Raw genomic sequence first — 20,741 nt, 5'->3', positions numbered from 1 at the left:
GGGGCTACGGGGCCCGCTCGCGCCCGTGAGCTACCGGACCCGCTCACACCGGTGCGGTACGGGCACGCCCACACCAGTGCGGTACGGGCACGCTCGCGCCGCGCCGCTGCGCCGCGCCTCAGCGCCAGGTCAGCGCGAACCAGAGTTCCATGCGCGCGTCCGCCTCGCCCAGGTCGGTGCCCAGGAGTTCGCCGGCGCGCGCGATCCGCTGCCGCACCGTGTTGCGGTGCACCGAGAGCGCGACCGCCGTACGGTCCCAGCTCCCGTGCAGCGAGAGCCACATGCGCAGCGTCTCGACGAGCGCGGGCGACCCTTCGAGCGGCGCGAGCCGTGCCCGCGCGTACGCCGCGCGCTCCTCGGGCGGCACCAGTGAGGCCACACCGGCGCCGTCGGGCACCTCCGTGCCCTGGCGGACGAGGGCGCTCCGCTGCGCCAGCGCGCGGCGCAGCGCCCGTGCCGCCTCCGCGTCGCCGCGCGCCAGTTCGTCGGCGGTGACGGGCGCCGAGACGCCGAGCGTCCAGTGCGGCTGCGGCTCGACGGGCGCGGGCCCGCCGGGCGACGGGGGCACCAGGGCGCGCAGTTCCCCGCCCGTCACGTCGATCAGGTTGGTGCCGAGCCCGGCGGCCAGCGCGGAGAGCGCGAACGGGTCGTCGCCCGGGGCCTCCCCGCCTGCCGCTCTCCCGGCTCCTCCTGCTCCCCCGGCACGTGCGCGTCCCCGTACGACGGTCCACTCGCCGTCGCCGTCACCGTCACCGTCACCGTCGTCGCCGCCGTCGCCCAGCAACGCGGCGGCCTCCCGCGCCGGGGCGCCGAGCAGCAGCCGGACGAGCGCGGCCGAGCGGCGCGCGTCGGTGGCCGCCGCGCGCGGTTCGGTGAGCAGTGAGAGCAGCACGACGGCCACTCCGGCGACCGCGTCGTCCGTGCCGTCACGGTGCGGCGCGCAGACGCCCAGGGCCAGGCGTCCGCGCCCGCCGAGCCCGTAGACGCTCAGCCGGAGACCGCCGTGGGCACCGGCGGCCGAGGAGGGGCCGGGGCGCAGCAGCGCGGTGAGGGAGGCCAGTTCGGCGCGGGCCGCCTCGCCGGGAGGGGCACCGGCCGAGGCGAGTTCGGCGCCCTCGGGGCCGAACAGCGCGGCCCAGCCGTCGAGATGCTGCGCGAGCTGCCGCAGCACCGCGGGCACGGGGTGCTGGCGCGCGGCAGCGGCGGCCAGCGTCCGCTGCGCCTCGCTGAGCCTGCGCAGCGCGTGATGGCGCAGATCGGCCATGGCCTGCCAGACGGCGCGCGCGACGGCCGTGAAGGGCGTCGCGCGCGGCACCTCGAACAGCGGCAGTCCGAGCCGGTCGCAGGCGTCGGCCAGCGCGGGCGGCACGGTGTCGTGTACGGGCGCGATGCCGAAGCCGAGCGCGGCGGCCCGCGCCTCCACGGCGTGCGCGGCGAAGTCGTCCCAGTGCGCGTCGGCGTCGTCGCCCGTGGTGGCGGTGCAGTGCACCCCGGCGCTCAGCAGCAGTTCGCCGCCGAACAGGTAGGGGCGCGGGTCCGCCATCTCGCTGGTGTGGACGGCGTGTACGGGGGTGCCGGGGCTGTGCGGTCCTGCGATCTGCCGGAGCCCGAGCGCCGCGTCCTCGGCGAGCACGGAGAGCGGGACGGGGACGGTGGGCGGAACGGGGTCGTGCACGGGACGGCCTCCACGGCTCCATGGATGGTTCGTACAGCCCATGGCCGTGCGATGGAGGAAACGTACACTTCCCGGCCTTCTTGCGGACACCTAGGCTCACCGCCCAGCACGCCCCACCACCGTGCCCCGTGCCCGTGCACAGTTCGCCTCCCCTCCCCCTCCCTCCCCTTGTCTCCCCCCCCCGCCGCAGGACCGAGGAGCGCTCATGGCTGTCGACTACGCAGTGATCGTCGTCTATCTGGCGGGCATGCTCGCCGTCGGCTGGTGGGGGATGCGCAGGGCCAGGTCCAAGAGCGACTTCCTGGTCGCGGGACGGCGGCTCGGCCCGTTCATGTACTCGGGCACCATGGCCGCCATCGTGCTGGGCGGCGCCTCCACCATCGGCGGCGTGGGCCTGGGCTACCAGTACGGACTCTCGGGCGCCTGGCTCGTGTTCACCATCGGCTTCGGGCTGCTGGCGCTGAGCCTGTTCTTCTCCGCGCGCATCTCCCGGCTGCGGGTCTACACCGTCAGCCAGATGCTCGACCTGCGCTACGGCGGCTCCTCCGGGCTCATCTCCGGCCTCGTGATGTGGGCGTACACGCTGATGCTCGCCGTCACCTCGACCATCGCGTACGCCACGATCTTCGACGTCGTCCTCGGCCTGGACCGGATACCCGCGATCGTCCTGGGCGGCGCCGTCGTCATCGCCTACTCGACGCTCGGCGGCATGTGGTCGATCACGCTGACGGACATGGTGCAGTTCGTCGTCAAGTCCATCGGCGTGCTCCTTCTGCTGCTGCCCATCGCCGTCCACCGCGCGGGCGGCATCGACGGCATGCGCGAGCAACTGCCCGACGACTACTTCTCACCCATGAACATCGGCGTCCAGACGGTCTTCACCTACGTCCTGATCTACTCGTTCGGCATGCTGATCGGACAGGACATCTGGCAGCGGGTGTTCACCGCGCGCAGCGACACCGTCGCCCGCAGGGGCGGCACCGTCGCCGGTACGTACTGCCTGGTGTACGCGCTCGCCGGGGCCGTCATCGGGACGGCCGCGAAGGTGCTCTACCCGAAGCTGGACAGCCCGGACGCGGCGTTCGCGACCCTCGTCGACGACGCGCTCCCCGTGGGCGTGAAAGGGCTGGTGCTGGCCGCTGCGCTGTCCGCGGTCATGTCGACGTCCTCGGGCGCGCTGATCGCCTGCGCGACGGTGGCCAACAACGACATCTGGGCGCGGCTGCGGGCGCGGGTCACGAGCGGCCCCGTGGCGTCCGAGGACGCGTCCGGGACCGAGGACGCGCCGGGCGACGAGGTGCGGGGGAACCGCGTGTTCATCCTGGTGATGGGCGTGGCCACGGTCGTCGTCTCGGTCCTGCTCAACGACGTGGTCGAGGCCCTCACCGTCGCCTACAACCTGCTGGTCGGCGGACTGCTGGTGCCGATCCTGGGCGGGCTGGTGTGGAAGCGCGGCACGGCGGGCGGCGCGCTCGCCGCCGTCGCGGTGGGCGGCCTGACCGTGCTCGGCACGATGATCTGGAAGGGCGTCCTCGCCAACGAGCCCGTCTACTACGGCCTGTTGGCTTCCCTGGTCACCCATGTCGTCGTCAGCCTCGCGCAGCGGCCGACGGACCCGGCCGTGCTGGAGACATGGCGCAGGCGCCTGGCGGGCGAGGACACGACGGCCGGGTCCGGGGAGCGGGCGGAGGAGGGCGCTCCGGTCCGTACGGCCCCGTAGACCCGCACACGTCACACGTCGCCCCTCCCTGCGAGCCCCCCCCGCCCCCGCGAGAGAAAAGGCACCCACCGCACCATGAGCACACACCCGGCCCCCGTCCGCATCGGCGGCGATCTCGTCGTCGAGTCCCTCACCGCGCTCGGCGCCACGACAGTCTTCGGGCTGCCGGGCCAGCACGCGCTCGGCGCCTTCGACGCGCTGCGCCGCTCCACGCTGGAGTACGTGGGGCTGCGCGTGGAGAACAACGCGGGGTTCGCCGCCGACGCCTTCGCCAGGACGACAGGGCGCGTCACCCCGCTGCTCGTCTCGACGGGCCCCGGCGCGCTGATGACACTGGCCGCGCTCCAGGAGTCGGCGGCGGCCTCCGCGCCCGTCCTCGGCATCGGCAGCCAGATCCCCGTCTCGGGCCTCGGCGGCGCGCGCAAGGGTTACCTCCACGAGCTGCGCGACCAGTCCGCCGCCTTCCGCGACGTCGTCAAGTCCGTGCACACCGTGCGCGCGGCCTCCCAGATCCCCTCGGCGCTGGCCGCCGCCTGGGCCTCGGCGCTGGAGGCGCCCTCGGGGCCCGTCTGGGTGGAGATCCCGCAGGACGTGCTGCTCGCGCCCACCGCCGTGCCCCCCGTCACGGAGCTGGCCGCGACGCCGCGCCCGCTGCCGCCGCGCCCCGAACTCGTCGCCGAGGCCGCCGCCGCGCTGAACGGCGCGCGGCATCCGGCGATCCTGGCGGGCGGTGGGGTCGTACGGGCCGGGGCGCAGGGCCCGCTCCGCGCGCTGGCCGAGAAACTGGACGCGCCGGTGGCCACGACGTTCGGCGGCAAGGGCGCCTTCCCCTGGGAGCACCCGCTCTCGTTGCGCTCCTGGCTGGAGGACCGGCACACCACCGACTTCCTGGAGGACGCGGACGTCCTGCTGGTCGTGGGCTCGGGGCTGGGCGAACTCTCCTCGAACTACCACACGTTCGCGCCGCGCGGCCGGGTGATCCAGATCGAGGCCGACGCCGGCAAGCTGGAGGCCAACCACCCGGCGCTCGGGCTGCACGCCGACGCGGCCCACGCACTGGCAGCGCTCGTCGCCGCCGTCGCGCCGAAGCCACCGGGCGACGGGGTGGAGCGGGCCGCCGCGCTGCTCGCCCGCGTCCACGCCAGGATCGCGGACCAGGACCTCGGCCAGGAGCAGCGGATACTCGCGGCCGTCAGGGAGGCGCTGCCGGACGGCTCCCCCAGCTTCTGGGACATGACGATCCTCGCCTACTGGGCGTGGTCCGCCTTCGACCCGCGCGAGGGCGCCTTCCACTCGGCCCAGGGCGCGGGCGGCCTCGGCTACGCCTTCCCCGCCGCGCTCGGCGCCGCCACCGCCGACCGCACGGTCCCGGTGCTCGCCGTCTCGGGCGACGGCGGGGCGATGTACTCGCTGGCGGAACTGGCCACGGCACGCCAGTACGGGCTCCCCGTCACCTGGCTGATCGTGGACGACGGCGGCTACGGCATCCTGCGCGCGTACATGGACGACGCCTTCGGCGAGTCGACGGGCACCGAACTGGCTCGCCCGGACTTCGCCGCGCTCGCGGAGTCCTTCGGCGTACCCGCCATCCGCACCACCCCGGACGCGCTGCGCGACGACCTCGCCGACGCGCTGGCGCGCCCTGGGCCCTCGGTCGTCGTCCTGCCCGCGGTGCTGCGCATGTTCGCCCCCACCCACCTCCAGGAGGCGGACTGAGGATCCACCTGGCGGAATCCATTCGGTGGAACCTTCCCCACGCCGCGAGAGACCGCCCGCCGCACGCGGCAGGGCTGTCCGTACGGTGCGTCCGCCTGCGAGTGACCGATCCGCCGTGACGGTCGTTCACCCGACCAGGGGACGAGAGGACAGCGGAACCAGCGGAGCAGAGGTGAGTGAAGGTGCCACCGATGGCAGCACCACCGGAAGAGGGCGTGCTCTGGGCACGGGGACTGCACTACGCGTACGGCGGCTCTCCCGCCCTCCAAGGGGTGTCGGTGCGCGTGCGCGAGGGAGAGATCCTCTCCGTCACCGGGGCACGGGGCAGCGGTAAGACCACGCTGCTGAGCTGCCTCTCCGGGCACCTGGCCCCGCACCACGGGGAGATCTGGTTCGACGACGTCCCCGTCCACTCCCTCCGGCGCTCCTCGCGCGAGCGGCTGCGGCGCGACAGGTTCGGCTGGATCGGCAGCGAGCCGCACCTCGTCCCCGAGCTGACGGCCTGGGAGAACGCGGCGCTGCCGCTGCTGATGGCGGGCGTCGGCCGCCGCGCGGCCCGCGAAGCGGCGCACGAGTGGCTGGAGCGGCTCGACGTCGCGGCCTGCGCACGCAAGCGGCCGACCGCGCTCCTCCAGTCCCAGCGCCAGCGGGTGTCCATCGCCCGCGCGCTGGCGCACTCGCCCGCCGTCGTCTTCGCCGACGAGCCGACCGCGCCACTGCACGAGGCGGAACGCGCCCAGGTGCTGCGCACCCTCACCACGGCGGCCCGCTCGCACGGCATCACCATGGTGCTCGCGACACACGATCCGGCCGTGACGGCCACGGTGTGCACCTCGGCCCACGTCCTGGTCGACCGCACCCTCCACCTCGTCGACGGCCGCCAGGACGATGCCGACGAGGGCCACGGGCCCGTCCTCGGCCTCGGTCACGGGGCCCATGACGACAGCGCCGGTGACGACGACGACCGGGCCTCCAACGGAGCGGACCACGAAGACAGCACCGGCCCGCGTGCGGCCCACGCCCCGGCGCCGTACCCCGGTGACTCCGGCAGCGACCCCGCCCAGGACGAGGACCGTGACCGGGACCAGGACCAGGACCGGGACCGGGACTGGGACCAGGGCCAGGGCCAGGGCCGATTCCAGGTCCAGGATCGGGACCAGGACTGGGACCAGAGCCAAGGCCAGGACCAGAACCGGAGCCTGGGTCCGGGCCCGGACGGAATCGCAGGCACGGGCACGGGCACGGACGCGGCGGCGGACGCGGACAGCGACAGGGGGCGAGAGGACGCGGCGGACACGGGCCAGAGCCCCGGCCAGGACCGGGCACTGGTCGCCGACGGCCTCGCCCCGGACGGCGAGGACCACCACGGCAACGAGCCTGCCCCGGACCCGGACCAGGACCACGGTTCCCTGACGACCGGGACAGCCGGAGCGACCGGGGCGACCGGGGCAGTCAGGACGACCGAGGCCGCCGGGACCGCCGGAACAACCGAGACAGCCGAGGCAGCCGAGTCGCCCGGGACCGCCGGAACAACCGAGACAGCCGAGGCAGCCGAGTCGCCCGGGACCGCCGGAACAACCGAGGCCACCGGAACAACCGAGACAGCCCGGATGGCCGAGTCACCCGAGGCAGCCGGGACGACCCAGGCAGCCGGGGCCGTCAAGGGTGCCGAGGAGCCGAAGGGCAGGGCCTCGTGCTCGCTCTCCGGCTGATCCGCGGCTCGCACCCCCTCATCCTCCTCAGCCGCCTGCTGGTGGCCTGCGCCATGGCGGGGGTCGGGTTCCTGCTGCTCGCGAGCCTCAGTCACGCGCTCGCCCACCCGGGGCAGCCCGCCGCCTCGGTGGCCCGGCTGCTGTGGTGCCTCGTCCCCCTCGCCGCGGCGGTGCAGCTCGCCGTCGCCGTGGCCCGTACGGACCCGGGGCCCCAGGCCCGTAGCGCGCTGGACACCGTGCGGTCGGGCCCAGGGGGCGTGCCCGCGCTCGCGGCCGTCTCGACCGCCGTCTCCTGTCTGCTGGGCAGCGCCGTCGCGCTGCTGGTCTTCCTCCACCTGCGCGGCGAGCTGACCGGGATGCCGTTCGACGGCGCCGCCTCGGGTCTCCTCGCCGCCGACCGGCCGCTGCCGGTGGCCGCCGCGCTGACGCTGCTGTGCGTCGCGCCCGTGCTGGCCTCCTGCACCGCCTTCGCCCTGTCGGCGCGCGCGGCACACCCCTCGCGGCCCCGCGCCCACGGCGGCGACCGTAACCGCGGCCGGGACCACGCCCGCGCCACCATGGAAGCCCGGACCGTACGGGCCGCCTCCTCCGGCCGCGCCGACACGGCGACCCCCGCCGCAGACGACACCGCAGGCCCCGCTCCCCTCCCGGGATCGCTCCCGTGGGGCGCGGCGCTGACCGCGGCAGGGCTCGCCCTGGAGACGTACGCGAGCCGCTCGCAGCACCTGCCCGTCCCCCGCACCCTGGAGGGCATCGCGCCCGGCGTGCTGTGCGGCTGGCTGCTCATCGCCGTCGGTCTCGTGCTGGCCGGGCCCGGGCTCACCCATCTGTGCGGGACGCTCCTCACCGCGTACCGGCCCGGTGCGGTGCGGCTGCTCGCGGGGCGCGTGCTGCGCGAGGAGGCGGCGCGGGTCGGCCGTCCGCTGGGGACGCTGTGCGCGGTGGTCGCGGGGACGCTGGTCGCGGCCCGGCTGTACGCCGCGGCTCCCGGCGGCGGCCTCTCGGCCGTCGGCCCGATGACCGCGCTCGGGATCGCGCTCGTGCTGGCCTGTGCACTGCTGAGCGTGCTGACCTCGGCGGCCGAGTGGCGCTCGGCACGCGTCCGTACGAACGCGGCACTCGTACGCGTCGGAGCCCCGCGGAAGCTGCTGCGGCACGCCGCCGCGCTGCGGGCAGCCGTGCTGCTCGTCGCACTGGGCTCCCTCACCTGGGCGCTGAGCGTCCTCGCCTCGCTCCCCGTGCTCCCCTGACCCGCTGACCTGCTGGCCCCCTGGCCCCCTGGCCTGCTGGCCCGCTGGCCCGCCGAGCCGCCGCACCCCGCCGCCGCCCGGCCCCGGGGTGCGCGCCACGTCACATCCCGTGCCCGCGCGAGGGCCAACGACCTACCCTGGGCCGATGATTGACCGTGAGATCGAGAGCCTCGAAGAGTTCGACCACGTCATCGAGGGCACCGGCTCGCTGAACGGCTGGCGCGTGCAGTCCGTCGACCTCAGCGACCGCACCGAGGCGCTGACCTCGGCCGCGCACGAGACCGAGGGCGCCGTCTTCCTCGGCTGCCGGATGGCCCCGGAGGCGATGGCCGCGATACGCGACGGCGGGGGCCTGGTCTTCCCGCCCGTGCCGCGCGTCCCCTTCGACCCGTACCGCGGGCGCCTGTACTCGCCGGAGGAACTGTTCGAGGGCCTGTCCGACGGCGGCTACGAGTCGACGCCCGACGCGCGCTCGTACGCCTGGTTCCAGCGGACGAAGGCCGACGGCGACGTCTTCTCCTCGATGCTCCGCGCCGTCCACGACGACGCCGTCTCCGACGCGCTCGACGAACACCTCGTCGGAGCGCGCGTGGTCGGCGTCATGGGCGGCCACAAATTGAAGCGCGGCACGGACGCGTACGCGGGCGCGGCGCGCCTCGGGCGCGCCCTCACGCGCGCGGGTCACACCGTCGCCACGGGCGGCGGGCCAGGGGCCATGGAGGCGGCGAACCTGGGCGCGTACGCGGCGCCCTTCGACGACGGCATGCTGAGCAAGGCACTGGAGATGCTGGCCGAGAGCCCGTCGTTCGAGCCCTCCGTCGGCGACTGGGCCGAGGCCGCCTTCCAGGTGCGCGACGGCTGGCCGGGCGGCGGTGCCTCCGTCGGCATCCCGACCTGGTTCTACGGGCACGAGCCGCCCAACGCGTTCGCCCAGCACATCGCCAAGTACTTCGTGAACGCGGTCCGCGAGGACGGCCTGCTGGCCCGCTCCAACGCCGGGGTGGTCTTCCTGCCGGGCGCGGCCGGAACCGTACAGGAGATCTTCGACAACGCGACGCCGAACTACTACGGCTCACGCGGCGCACCCACCCCCATGGTCCTCGTGGACAAGGCCCACTGGACGGAGACGCTGCCCGCCTGGCCCCTGCTGACCGCCCTCGCGCAGGGCCGTCCCATGGAGCGGCGCATCGCGCTCGTGGACTCCGTCGAGGAGGCCCCCGCCGCACTGGAACGGCTGACCGAAGGCTGACCTGCGCCTAGGGGCGACGCCACCCACTCACAACGCGTAGCGTTGCGCGTACTCTAAGGTGCCGCCTTAGCGTCGGGCCGGGAGGGCAGAAGCCGTGACATTCGGGTTCAGCGGTCGCCGCAGCGGGCAACTGCCCGCGCAGGTCACCAGTTTCGTGGGCAGAACGGCCGAACTGGCCGACGTGGGCAGAACGCTGGAGCGGGCACGGCTCGTCAGCCTCGTCGGTCCGGGCGGGGTGGGCAAGACCCGGCTCGCGCTGCACTCCGCCATCGAGCGCGCCGAGCTGTACGCCGACGGTGTGCGGCTGGTCGAGCTGTCCGGGCTCAAGGACCCCGAGCTGCTGCCGCACACCATCGCCACCGCCCTCGATCTGCCCGAGCAGTGCTCGCGCCCGCGCATAGACCTGGTCGTGGAGTATCTCGCCGAGCGCGAGCTGCTGCTGATCCTGGACACCTGCGAACACGTGCTGGACTCCTGCGCGATGCTCGCCGATCTGCTGCTTCCCGAGGCGCCGGGACTCACGCTGCTGACGACCAGCCGCCAGCCCCTCGACGTCCCCGGCGAACACGTGCTGACGGTCCCGCCGCTCCCCCTCCCCGGCGAGCCGGGCGAGGGCGACGGCGGCGCGCTGGCCCTGTTCGCCGACCGCGCTGCGGCCGTGGTCCCGGGCTTCACGCTGACGGACGCCAACCGCGCGCAGGCGGTGGCGCTGTGCCGCAGGCTCGACGGCATTCCGCTGGCCATCGAGCTGGCCACGGTGCGGCTGCGCGCCCTGCCCCTGGACGAGTTGGCCGAGCGGCTGGGCGACACCTTCGCGCTGCTGGCCGGTGGCCGTCTCACCACGCTCTCCCGGCACCAGACGCTGCGCACCACCATCGGGTGGAGCCACGAGCTGTGCACCGCGCCGGAGCGGCTGCTGTGGGCGCGGCTCTCGGTCTTCGCGGGCACCTTCGAGCTGGCGGCCGTCGAGGAGGTGTGCACCGATCCCGAACTGCCGCCCGGCGAGGTGGTGCAGCATCTGATCAGCCTGGTCGACAAGTCCGTCGTGCTCCGCGTCGAGAACGGGGGCACCAGCCGCTACCGCCTGCTGGACACCATCCGCGAGTACGGCGCCGAGTGGCTGGAGTCGCTGGGCGAGACCGCCGCCTGCCGCGACCGCCACATCGCCCACTACCGCGCCCGGCTCCTCGACTTCGAGCGGCGCTTCCTCTCCTCCCAGCAGTTTCCGCTGCACAGCGCGCTGGCCGACGACCACGACAACCTGCGCGCGGCGCTGGAGTACGCCGTCGAGAACGACGCACGTACGGAGGACGGGGACGACGGGGAGGGCCCCGCGGAAAGCGCGTCGGACCGCCGTTCCGGGGGGCTCGCGATGACGGCGGCGATGTGGCCCTACTGGGCCTGCGGCGGGCTGCTCACCGAGGGCACCTACTGGATGGACAAGGCCCTGGCGGCGCCCCCCTGCGAACGCTCGGGCCCGGACCGCGCCAAGACCCTCGTCTGGTACGGGTTCTTCGCCGTCATGCTCGGCTGCCCCGACGACGCGCTGCCCCGCCTGCACGAGGGCCGCGCGCTCGCCGAGCGCATCGGCGACCGGCTGTCGCACGCCTGGGCCGTCGGCTTCGAGGGGGCCGCGTACAACTTCAGCGGCGACCACGAACGGGCCCTCACCCTGACCGACGAGGCCGTGGCGTTGGCCCGCGAGACCGGCGAGCGGCTGCCCCTGGTGATGGCCTGCTACGCGAAGGGCCTCGCGCACGCCCTGGTGGGGCGCCCCGACGAGGCACTGGCCGCCTGCGAGGAGGGGCTGCGGGAGCTGGGGCCCGACAGCAGGGAGCGCTGGAACCAGGGCTATCTGCTGATCGTGAAGGGGTTCGCCTACATCCTGCGCGGGCAGCGGGAGGAGTGCGCGGAGTCGGCACGCCGCGCCGCGCAGCTCAAGGGCGACATCGGCGACGTCATGGGCGTCGCCTACAGCCTCAGCCTGCTCGCCTGGGTCTCCTCCGAGCAGGGCCGCCACCGCCGCGCCGCCTGGCTGCTGGGCGCCTCGCTGGAGCAGTGGCGCGTGTGCGGGGACTCCAGGTTCGGCGGCATCGAGGCGCTGGAGCTGGTGTACGCGGCCGTCGAGGCCACGCTCAGGGACGCGCTGGGCGACGAGCGGTTCGAGCGCACGTCGCGGCAGGGCAAGCAGCTCACTCAGGCCCAGGCCGTGCTGCTCGCCGCCAACGACACCGACACGCTTCCCACCGTGCCCCGGCAGCCCCTCCAGCCGGACCGTTCGGATCGTTCGGACCGCTCCGGTGCCAGGCCGGTGACCGCGTGGGGCGGCGGTGCCGACGGCGCACGCACCCTCGTCCCCGACGGCGCGGGTGGTCCCGGCGGCGCCGGGTCAGGGGCCGAGGTGCTCACCCGCCGCGAGCGCGAGGTGGCGGGGCTGGTCGCCGAGGGCCTGTCGAACCGGGAGATCGCGGAACGGCTCGTCATCTCGAAGCGCACGGCCGACGCGCATATCGAGCACATCCTCGCCAAGCTGGGCTTCTCCTCCCGCGCCGAGATCACCGCGCTCCTCGGCAGGGACGGCGAGGTACGTACGCGCCATACCTAGGCGCTCCACGGCGCACGTCGAAACGTACGTATACCTATCCCTCCCCCCGACCGATGCCGGGACGGCATCCCCTGGACGACGCTGACGGAAATGGAGGAATCAGCGTTCAGAAGCGGAATCGTGATGCCAGGGATCTTCGGGGGAAGAGCCGTGAGGCAACGGAGCGAACAACCGGAGCGACCAGGTCTGATCGGCCGGGAGGCCGCGACGGAGGGGTTGCTCGGGCTGATGCGGGACTCGCGGCTGGTGACGGTCGTCGGCCCGGGCGGCGTCGGCAAGAGCGCGCTCGCCGCCGAGGCGGTGGAACGCATCGCCCGCACCGGGCACACCATCGGCACCGTCGATCTGTCCGAACTCAGCGACCCCGACCTGGCGCGGCACGCCCTCGTGCACGCCCTAGGGCCCCAGCGGGACGAGGGGCTGGGCGAGCGGCGCACGCTGCTCGTCGTCGACCACTGCGAACACCTCGCCGCCGCCTGCGCCGCCGCCATCGGGCGGCTCCTGACGGAGGTGCCGGGGCTGCGCGTCCTGGCCACCTCCCGGCGCAGGCTCGGCACGGCGGGCGAGACGGTGCTGCCGCTGGCCCCGCTCGCACTGGACGACGCCGTCACCCTGTTCGAGCTGCGGGCCGGTCAGCTCGGCGTACGGCTCGGCTCGGCCGAGGAGGACAGGGTCACCGCGGGGCGCATCTGCCTGCGCCTCGACAGCCTGCCCCTCGCCGTCGGCCTCGCCGCGGGCCAGCTGACCGGCTGCACGCCGCGCGAACTGCTGGTGCGGCTGTCACGCGCGGGCGCCTGCCTGGATCTGACGGGCGGCGGCCAGGGCGTGCCTGAGCGGCACCGGACCCTGCGCCGGTGTCACGGGCTGAGCCATGAACTGTGCGCTCCCCAGGAGCGGTTGCTGTGGGCGCGGCTCAGCGCGTTCGAGGGCACGTTCACGCGCTCGGCGGCCGAGACGGTGTGCCACGACAGGCAGTTGCCCAGGTCGGCCGTCGGCCGGACCGTGGAGGGGCTGGTCGGCCAGGGGCTGCTCTCCCATGTGATGGGCAGGCCCGAGCTGATCCGGATGCCGCGCACCGTGCGGGAGTACGGCGCCGAGTGGCTGGCCAGGCTGGGTGAGGAGGCCAGGCTGCTGGAGCGGGTGCTGCTGTGGTCGCGGGGGGCGCTGTGAGGGCGGCGGGCGGGCGCTGAGGGGGGCCGTACATGGCTCGGCCGGTTCGTGCGGAGGTTTACGGAGCTGTACGAGCCCGTACGGTGCGGGCCCCTCAGCCCCGGCAGCCCGTCAGCCCGTCAGCCCTCCAGCCGTACGACGTCCCGTGCGTCGAACGTGACGCCGATCGTCTCGCCCGGCTCCGGCGCCTCGCGCAGCCCGCAGGAGGCTTCCAGCACCGGCCCGTCCCCGGGGCGCAGCAGCAGCGTCACGGCCGAGGCGCTGCCGCCCCGGAAGGTGCGGGCCTCCACGGCGCAGCGCAGCCCGTCCTCGGGCGCTGTCAGCCGCACCCCGGTGGGGCGGACGAGCAGCAGGCAGTCGCCCTGCTCCGTACCGTCGGGCACCGGCAGCTTGCCCCAGGGCGTCACGGCGGTCTCGCCCTCCACGGTGGCCGCCACGACGTTGTCAAAGCCCAGGAAGCGCGCCACGAACTCCGAGGCCGGGCGGCGCCACACCTCCAGCGGGGTGCCCGCCTGCGCGACGCGCCCGTCGCGCATCACGACGACGCGGTCCGCGAGCGCGAACGCCTCGCCCTGGTCGTGCGTGACGGCGAGGACGGTGGTGCCCAGCCGGTGGAACAGCGCGCGGAGTTCGACGACGAGGCGCTCGCGCAGGCTGCGGTCGAGCTGGCCCAGCGGCTCGTCCAGCATCAGCAGCCTCGGCTGCGGCGCGAGCGCGCGGGCGAGCGCGACGCGCTGCTGCTCGCCCCCGGACAGCGCGGCCACCGCGCGCCGCCGCGCCCCCGGGAGGCCGACGAGGTCGAGGAGTTCGCCGACCCGCGCCGCCGACGCGGCCTTGTCCGTGCCGTGCATCCGCAGTCCGAAGGCCACGTTGCCGCCGACGTCGCGCTGCGGGAAGAGCTGGTGGTCCTGGAACATGAGGCCGACGCCCCGCTTGTGCGGCGGCACCCCCCACTGGTCGCGCCCCGAGAGCAGCACCCTGCCCTCGTCGGCCTCCTGGAGCCCCGCGACGACGCGCAGCAGCGTCGACTTGCCGCTGCCGCTCGGCCCGAGCACGCACACCGTCTCGTGCTCGGCCACTTCAAGGCCGACGGAGTCGAGGGCCGCGCGGTCGCCGAAGCGGACGGTCACCCCGTCCAGACGCAACATCAGAACTCTCCCGAGCGGTCGGTACGGATGCGTTCCAGCGCCAGCAGCGTGCCCGCGCACACCAGCATCAGCAGGGTGCTCAGGGCCATCGCCTGGCCGTAGTTCAGCTCGCCCGCGCGCCCCAGGAAGCGGGCGACGGCGACGGGCAGGGTGGGCGCGTCGGGCCGCGCGATGAACACCGTCGCGCCGAACTCGCCGAGCGAGACCGCGAAGGCGAAGCCCGCCGCGACCAGCAGCGCCCTGCGCACCAGCGGCAGGTCCACCTCGCGCCAGGCCCGCAGCGGCGAGGCCCCCAGCACCGCCGCCGCCTCCCGCAGTCCGGCGTCCACGGCACGCAGCACGGGCAGCATCGTCCGTACGACGAAGGGCACCCCGACCAGCGCCTGCGCCAGGGGCACGAGGATCCAGGAGGAGCGCAGGTCGAGCGGCGGCTCGTCCAGTGCGATGAGGAAACCGAAGCCGACGGTGACGGCCGAGGTGCCCAGGGGCAGCATGAGCATCGCGTCGAACCCGCGCACCAGCCGCCCGGCCCGCCGGGTGAGCGCCGCCGCGGCGAGCCCGCCGACGGCGAGGGCGATGAGGGTGGCGACGGCCGCGTAGACGAGGGAGTTGCCGATGGCCTCGACGGGCGCGACGACGAACGTGCCGCCGTCGGACACGGAGCCCAGGGCGCGGTAGAAGCCGAAACCGTAGCCCTCCGGGGTGTCGAGGGAGCGCTCCACGAGCACGGCGAGCGGCGTCAGGACCAGCAGCACGGTCGGCGTCAGCACGGACCACAGCAGCGTCCACTGGCCCGCGCCCGAGGGGCGGCGCGCGGTCTGCTCGGCGGGGACCAGCCGCAGCGCGGACTCCCGCCTGCGCACGGACCACGCGTGCACCCCCAGCAGCGCGGCCACCGCGGCGAACTGCACCAGGGTGAGGACGGCGGCGACGGGCAGGTCCAGCAGAGCGGCGGTCTGGCGGTAGATCTCCACTTCGAGGGTGGCGTAGCGAGGCCCGCCCAGGACCTGGATGACGCCGAAGGAGGTGAAGGTGAACAAGAAGACGATCAGTGCCGCCGCGCCGACGGACGGCGCCAGCGCGGGCAGGGTCACCCGGCGCCACGCGGCGAAGCGGCCCGCGCCCAGCACCCGCGCGGCCTCCTCCTGGCGCGGGTCGAGCTGGGACCAGAGTCCGCCGACGGTGCGCAGGACGACCGCGTAGTTGAGGAAGACGTGCGCGAGGAGGATGGCCCACACGCTGGTGTCCAGCCGCACCCCGAACCACTCGTCGAGCAGCCCGCCGCGCCCCAGGAGCGCCAGGAAGGCCGAGCCCACGACGACGGTGGGCAGCACGAACGGCACCGTCAGCACGGCGCGCAGCAGCTGCTTGCCGGGGAAGGCGAAGCGCGCGAAGACGTAGGCGCCGGGCAGCGCCAGGGCGAGCGTCAGCGCGGTCGAGGCGCCCGCCTGCCAGAGGGTGAACCACAGGACGCGCAGCACGTCGGGGTCGCCGAGCACCTGGCCGAGCCGCCCCACGTGCCACTGCCCGTCGGGGCGGAGCCCTCGGCCGACGATGGCGACGACGGGGTAGGCGAAGAAGAGCGCGAAGAACGCGGCGGGCACGGCCATGAGCCCGAGCCGCGTCCAGGTGGCGCGCGCGGACCGGGGGGCACGAGGCGTGCGGGAGGCCCGGGGGGCTTGGGGGGCTTGGGGGGCTTGGGGGGCTACTTCACGACGAGCGAGGTCCACGACTTGATCCACTGCTCGCGGTGCGCGGCGATCCGCTCCGGTGCCAGCGCCGCCGGGTGGTCGACGGTCTCCCCGTACTTGGTGAACAGCTCCGGCACCTCAGCGTCGTCGCGGACCGGGTTCACGAACATCTGAAGCGGCATGTCCTCCTGAAACCTCTTGCTGAGGAGGAAGTCCAGCAGCGCCTTACCGCCCTTCTCGTTCCCCGCACCCTTGAGCAGCCCGGCGAACTCGGTCTGCCGGAAGCAGGTGTCCTTCGCGATGCCGGTCGGTGCCTGAGCGGGCTGCGGCTTCTTGTCCAGTACCTCGACCGGGGGACTGGAGGCGTACGAGACGACGAGCGGCCTGTCCCCCTTGCCCTTGCCGCCGCGCGAGCCGGAGAACCGGTCGTTGTACGCCTGCTCCCAGCCGTCGGTGACCTCGACCCCGTTGGACCTGAGCTTCTTCCAGTAGTCCTGCCAGCCGTCGTCGCCGTACTCGTCGACGGTGGCGAGGAGGAAGCCGAGCCCTGGTGAGGACGTGGCGGCGTTCGGGGTGACCAGGAGGTTCTTGTACGCGGGCTTCGTGAGGTCGTCCAGCGTCCTGGGCGGGTCGAGCTTCTTCTTCTCGAAGTACGCGCGGTCGTAGTTGACGCAGATGTCGCCGGTGTCGATGGGCGTGACCCGGTGCCTTTCCGCGTCGAGCTGGAGCTTCTCGGAGACCTTGTCGAGGTCCTTGGCGCGGTAGGGCGCGAAGACGCCCTCGTCGAGGGGGCGCGAGAGGAGCGTGTTGTCGACGCCGAAGAAGACGTCGCCCTGGGGGTTGCCCTTGTTGAGCACCGCCTGGTTGACGGCGGCGCCCGCGTCGCCGCCGCGCAGGACGTCGACCTTGTAGCCGGTCTTCTTCGTGAACTCCTTGAGCACGGACTTCGAGGCCGCGAAGGAGTCGTGGGTCACGAGGGTCACCGTCTTGGTGTCGCCGCTCCCGGACCCCCCGCCGCAGGCGGCGAGGGTGCCCACGAGGGCGAGGACGACGGTGACGGCGGCAGCGGTGTGCCGCGCGGACTTGTGCATGCTGATCATTCGACTTCCTACCCGGCATGACCCGGGCGAGGTTCGAGGGTCTGCGGTGACGCGACGTCCGCGTCCGCACTCTCAGCGCTGTGAGCGCTCCCCTGTCGGTGTGTTCTGCGTATTCGGTGTGTTGTGGACGGTGCCGCTGCCCGTCGGCCGCCACCCGTGGCATGGCCGGTGGGTATCGACACCTGTTCGAACAGTATCAGCGTCCGGGCCGTAGGTGAGGGCCCCGGCGCACGCCGAGGCCCTTTCCTGTTCGCGGAGGGTCAGCGCTCGGTGGCGGCGAGCTGTCCGCAGGCGCCGTCGATCTCCTGGCCGCGGGTGTCCCGTACGGTCACGGGCACGCCGTGCGAGGCGAGAGTCCGCACGAACTCGGCCTCGTCCTCGGGGCGCGAGGCGGTCCACTTGGAACCGGGCGTCGGGTTGAGCGGGATCAGGTTGACGTGCACCCGCTTGCCCTTGAGCAGCCGCCCGAGCAGGTCGGCGCGCCACGCCTGGTCGTTGATGTCCCTGATCAGCGCGTACTCGATGGAGATACGGCGCCCGGACTTCTCGGCGTACTCCCAGGCCGCGTCCAGCACCTCGCGGACCTTCCAGCGGGTGTTGACGGGGACGAGGGTGTCGCGCAGCTCGTCGTCGGGCGCGTGCAGCGAGACGGCGAGGCGGCACTTGAAGCCCTCGTCGGCGAAGCGGAGCATCGCGGGGACGAGGCCGACGGTGGAGACGGTGATCCCGCGCTGCGAGAGGCCCAGCCCGTCGGGCTCGGGGTCCGTCAGCCGCCGGATGGCGCCGACGACGCGCTTGTAGTTGGCGAGCGGCTCGCCCATGCCCATGAAGACGATGTTGGACAGGCGCGCGGGGCCCCCGGGCACCTCGCCGTCGCGCAGCGCCCGGATGCCGTCGACGATCTGGTGCACGATCTCGGCCGTCGACAGGTTCCGGTCCAGCCCTGCCTGGCCCGTCGCGCAGAACGGGCAGTTCATGCCGCAGCCGGCCTGCGAGCTGATGCACATGGTGGCCCGGTCCGGGTACCGCATCAGCACGGACTCGACCAGCGTCCCGTCGTGCAGCTTCCACAGCGTCTTACGGGTGGTGTCGTCGTCACAGCTGATGTGCCGCACCACGCTCATCAGCTCCGGCAGCAGCTCCGCCGCCAGCTTCTCGCGCGCCGCGGCCGGAACGTCGGTCCACTCCGCGGGGTCATGGACCAGCCGCGAGAAGTAGTGCTGCGAGATCTGCTTGGCACGAAACGGCTTCTCCCCCACCGCGGCAACCGCCTCACGGCGCTCCTCGGGAGTGAGATCAGCAAGATGCCGCGGCGGCTTCTTGGCCCCGCGCGGCGCGACGAAAGTGAGTTCTCCGGGTGCAGGCATGGTCCGTCCAGTGTGGCAGACGGGGGAGGGTGGCCCTGGCCCCGCGGGGCGTGGGCGCTGTCACCCCGGGGCGGTCACCCGGGGCGGCGGCACCGCCCGTCTCAGCGCCCCCTGCGCGCGCTCGACGGGCCGCTCCGGGCGCGGGTCGGTGCGAGCGGCGGACGGGTCGCCGACGTGGGCCTGACTCCCTGGGGGCGGCCTCCCCTGGCGGGCGGGCTGTACGCGCGGACAGCCGTGGCCTTGACCGGTGAATCGACCGCCGACGCCTGGCCGGAACCCGGGCTCGCCGGGTTGACCCTCGCCTGCGCTGCCCGCTGGGTGCTCGGGAACTCCCCCTCGCTCGCCGGAGAAGCCGTCCCGCGCTGTGCGCGCTGTGCTTCGCGGGCCTCCTTCCCCGCCTCCGCCGCTCGGGCGCGCTCCTTGGCCTCGAGGTCGGCCGACGCTTCCCGCTCCCGGTCCAGCTCCGACCACCTCCGGTGGGAGTCGGCCGCGACCGCGGCATGCTCCCAGCTTCCCGGGTTGTCCGCCGCCCGCTGCTGGGTCTCCCGTACCTCCAGCGCCTCCCTGGCGGCGAGGTTCTCGGTCAGGCCACGATCGATGGCCTCTTCCTTCGCGCGCTCCTGGTGCCACGCCTGAAGCTCCGCCGCCTCCCCCTCGACGGCCTGCGTCTCGGCGGGCTGCGCCTCGTCGGCGGCCTCGGGCGACTGCGGCAGGTAGCGCTCGACGGAGTCCGGGAGAACGCGCTCGGCCGCGGCGTCCTGCGAGGGAGACTTGGCCCCCGGGTGCTCGGTCGCGAGGCGCTCGGACGGCGGCTTCGGCGAGAAGCGCTTCGCGGGCGGTTCATCGTGCGAGGAGGGCGCACGCTTCTGAACAGACACCCTTGTCCCCTTTCCCGCTCCCGCGAGCTGTCGCACAGCGGTGCCGCCTGCCCGGCACGCCTCCTACGGGACTACGTGACCTGGGCGGGAGCGGTTCACACACCCCCACCGGCACCAGCGCGCACAGCCCGGCCCCGGCCCACCGCCCCGCGTCGCCCCGCCCCCGTCGAACCGGAGAGGACGGATCAGCCGGCGCCCACGAACACCACGAACAGCAGCCACACCACGGGCGCCGTAGGCAGCAGGGAGTCGAGGCGGTCCATGATGCCGCCGTGGCCGGGCAGCAGCGTGCCCATGTCCTTGATGCCCAGGTCCCGCTTCATCATCGACTCCCCCAGGTCACCCAGCGTCGCGCTCGTCGCGACCGCGAGGCCCACCAGGAGCCCCTGCCACCAGGTGCCGTCGTCGATCAGGAACTGCATGCACAGGGCGCCCGCCGCCATGGCGAAGGCGATGGCGCCGACGAGCCCCTCCCTCGTCTTGCCGGGGCTGATGCGCGGCGCCAGCTTGTGCGTACCGAAGCGCCAGCCCACCGCGTACGCGCCCGTGTCGCTGACGACCGTCAGCACCAGGAACGTCAGCACCCGCCACGGGCCGTCGTCGGCGGCCAGCATCAGCGCGACGAACGTGGCCAGAAAGGGAACGTAGAAGGCCGCGAAGACGCCCGCGGTGACGTCGCGCAGGTAGTCGTGCGGGGACTCGGTCATCCGCCAGACGAGGACGGCGAGCGCGGTCAGCGCCATGGCGACCCAGGCACCGTCCGCGCCCCGTACGTATCCCGCGACGATCATCGCCGCGCCGCCCACGGCGAGCGGCACCAGCGGTGCCTTGATGTCCTTGCGCTCGTCGAAGCGCGAGGTGAGTTCCCACAGGCCGACCACGACGGCGACGACGATGACGCCGACGAAGACCGGCTTGTAGACGAAGAGGGAGGCGAGGACCACCGCGCCGAGGCCGAGGCCGACCCCTATCGCGGCCCCCAGATCGCGGCCGGCGCGCTTCTTGCCGCTGCGGGGCGCGTCGGCCGCGGGCGCCTGCGCGTCGGCGCCCGCTCCCCCGTGCGCCAGGGCGCTGCCGTCTCCGGCGCCCCCGGCGGAACCGTTCACATGGCCGTCCGGGGACCCGTACCCGGGCCCCTCCACATAGCCGCCCATGGGCGCGCCCGTGGACGGATCGTGCTGGTCAGGGCGGCCGGAGCCGCCATGGTGGTCGGGGCGGCGCTGACGGCCGCCGGGGTGGTGGCGGTCGTCGTCCTGTCCGCCACCGCCAAGGCTGCCGGGACCCCCTGGGTCGGACACGATGGGCATACGCCGAGTCTGCGACGCGTCGCCGCCCTCGTGCGCGGGACCCGCCGGTGCGGCGGGCCCCTGGTCGGGAGGACCCCGGAATCCGGCGCTCGGCGGCGGAGCTCCCCAGGATGAGTCGTTCACGGATTGCAGCCTTAGACCTTGACCTTGGAC

At 74.0% G+C, this 20,741-nt stretch carries 13 protein-coding genes and 1 pseudogene; 7 read left to right on the top strand and 7 right to left on the bottom strand.

Features of this window, described 5'->3' with window-relative positions:
- Nucleotides 1-118: 118 nt before the first annotated feature.
- On the bottom strand, nt 119-1,675 hold the full coding sequence (locus tag ACWGJ2_RS32310) for a PucR family transcriptional regulator ligand-binding domain-containing protein (RefSeq protein WP_453349857.1): 1,557 nt from the start codon (nt 1,673-1,675) through the stop codon (nt 119-121).
- 205 nt (nt 1,676-1,880) lie between these two features.
- Between ACWGJ2_RS32310 and ACWGJ2_RS32305 the strand changes: the two genes are divergently transcribed.
- The 7 genes and pseudogenes from ACWGJ2_RS32305 to ACWGJ2_RS32275 all read left to right on the top strand — a co-directional run bounded on the left by ACWGJ2_RS32305 (nt 1,881) and on the right by ACWGJ2_RS32275 (nt 13,097).
- Entirely contained in the window at nt 1,881-3,395 is a 1,515-nt protein-coding gene (locus tag ACWGJ2_RS32305; protein WP_453349856.1) for a sodium:solute symporter, read from the top strand.
- 75 nt (nt 3,396-3,470) lie between these two features.
- Nucleotides 3,471-5,111, top strand: coding sequence for a thiamine pyrophosphate-binding protein (locus ACWGJ2_RS32300; RefSeq protein WP_453349855.1), 1,641 nt, complete (start codon nt 3,471-3,473; stop codon nt 5,109-5,111).
- Nucleotides 5,112-5,302: 191 nt separating this feature from the next.
- Nucleotides 5,303-6,004: pseudogene (locus ACWGJ2_RS32295) on the top strand (ABC transporter ATP-binding protein); the annotation flags it as partial.
- Between the two features lie 800 nt (nt 6,005-6,804).
- Nucleotides 6,805-8,073: a hypothetical protein gene (locus ACWGJ2_RS32290; protein WP_453349854.1), complete on the top strand. Its 1,269-nt coding sequence runs from the start codon at nt 6,805-6,807 to the stop codon at nt 8,071-8,073.
- A gap of 145 nt (nt 8,074-8,218) precedes the next feature.
- The gene (locus ACWGJ2_RS32285; RefSeq protein ID WP_453349853.1) at nt 8,219-9,322 is read left to right on the top strand and encodes an LOG family protein; all 1,104 of its coding nucleotides are present in this window, start codon (nt 8,219-8,221) and stop codon (nt 9,320-9,322) included.
- Between the two features lie 94 nt (nt 9,323-9,416).
- Nucleotides 9,417-11,927 carry a LuxR C-terminal-related transcriptional regulator gene (locus ACWGJ2_RS32280; RefSeq protein ID WP_453349852.1) on the top strand — a complete coding sequence of 837 codons (2,511 nt, stop codon included), beginning with the start codon at nt 9,417-9,419 and terminating at the stop codon, nt 11,925-11,927.
- Nucleotides 11,928-12,077: 150 nt separating this feature from the next.
- Nucleotides 12,078-13,097, top strand: coding sequence for an ATP-binding protein (locus tag ACWGJ2_RS32275; protein WP_453349851.1), 1,020 nt, complete (start codon nt 12,078-12,080; stop codon nt 13,095-13,097).
- A gap of 119 nt (nt 13,098-13,216) precedes the next feature.
- Here the strand turns inward: ACWGJ2_RS32275 and ACWGJ2_RS32270 are convergent, their stop codons facing one another.
- The 6 genes from ACWGJ2_RS32270 to ACWGJ2_RS32245 form a co-directional block, all read right to left on the bottom strand.
- A complete protein-coding gene (locus tag ACWGJ2_RS32270; RefSeq protein WP_453349850.1) occupies nt 13,217-14,245 on the bottom strand; it encodes an ABC transporter ATP-binding protein in 1,029 nt (342 codons plus the stop codon).
- Entirely contained in the window at nt 14,245-15,855 is a 1,611-nt protein-coding gene (locus ACWGJ2_RS32265; RefSeq protein WP_453349849.1) for an ABC transporter permease, read from the bottom strand. The genes ACWGJ2_RS32270 and ACWGJ2_RS32265 overlap by 1 nt, the downstream gene beginning before the upstream one ends.
- Before the next feature lie 95 nt (nt 15,856-15,950).
- Entirely contained in the window at nt 15,951-17,027 is a 1,077-nt protein-coding gene (locus ACWGJ2_RS32260; protein WP_453349860.1) for a thiamine ABC transporter substrate-binding protein, read from the bottom strand.
- A gap of 269 nt (nt 17,028-17,296) precedes the next feature.
- A complete protein-coding gene (rlmN, locus tag ACWGJ2_RS32255; protein WP_453349848.1) occupies nt 17,297-18,403 on the bottom strand; it encodes a 23S rRNA (adenine(2503)-C(2))-methyltransferase RlmN in 1,107 nt (368 codons plus the stop codon).
- 101 nt (nt 18,404-18,504) lie between these two features.
- Nucleotides 18,505-19,281 (bottom strand): hypothetical protein, encoded by a 777-nt coding sequence (locus tag ACWGJ2_RS32250; RefSeq protein ID WP_453349847.1) that lies wholly within the window; start codon nt 19,279-19,281, stop codon nt 18,505-18,507.
- A gap of 185 nt (nt 19,282-19,466) precedes the next feature.
- Nucleotides 19,467-20,711 carry a phosphatidate cytidylyltransferase gene (locus ACWGJ2_RS32245; protein ID WP_453349846.1) on the bottom strand — a complete coding sequence of 415 codons (1,245 nt, stop codon included), beginning with the start codon at nt 20,709-20,711 and terminating at the stop codon, nt 19,467-19,469.
- Nucleotides 20,712-20,741: the final 30 nt, after the last annotated feature.

It is taken from the genome of Streptomyces sp. NPDC054796 (assembly GCF_053611545.1).
Note: the sequence above shows the minus strand (reverse complement) of the source record. Positions and strands in the feature narration are given on the sequence as shown.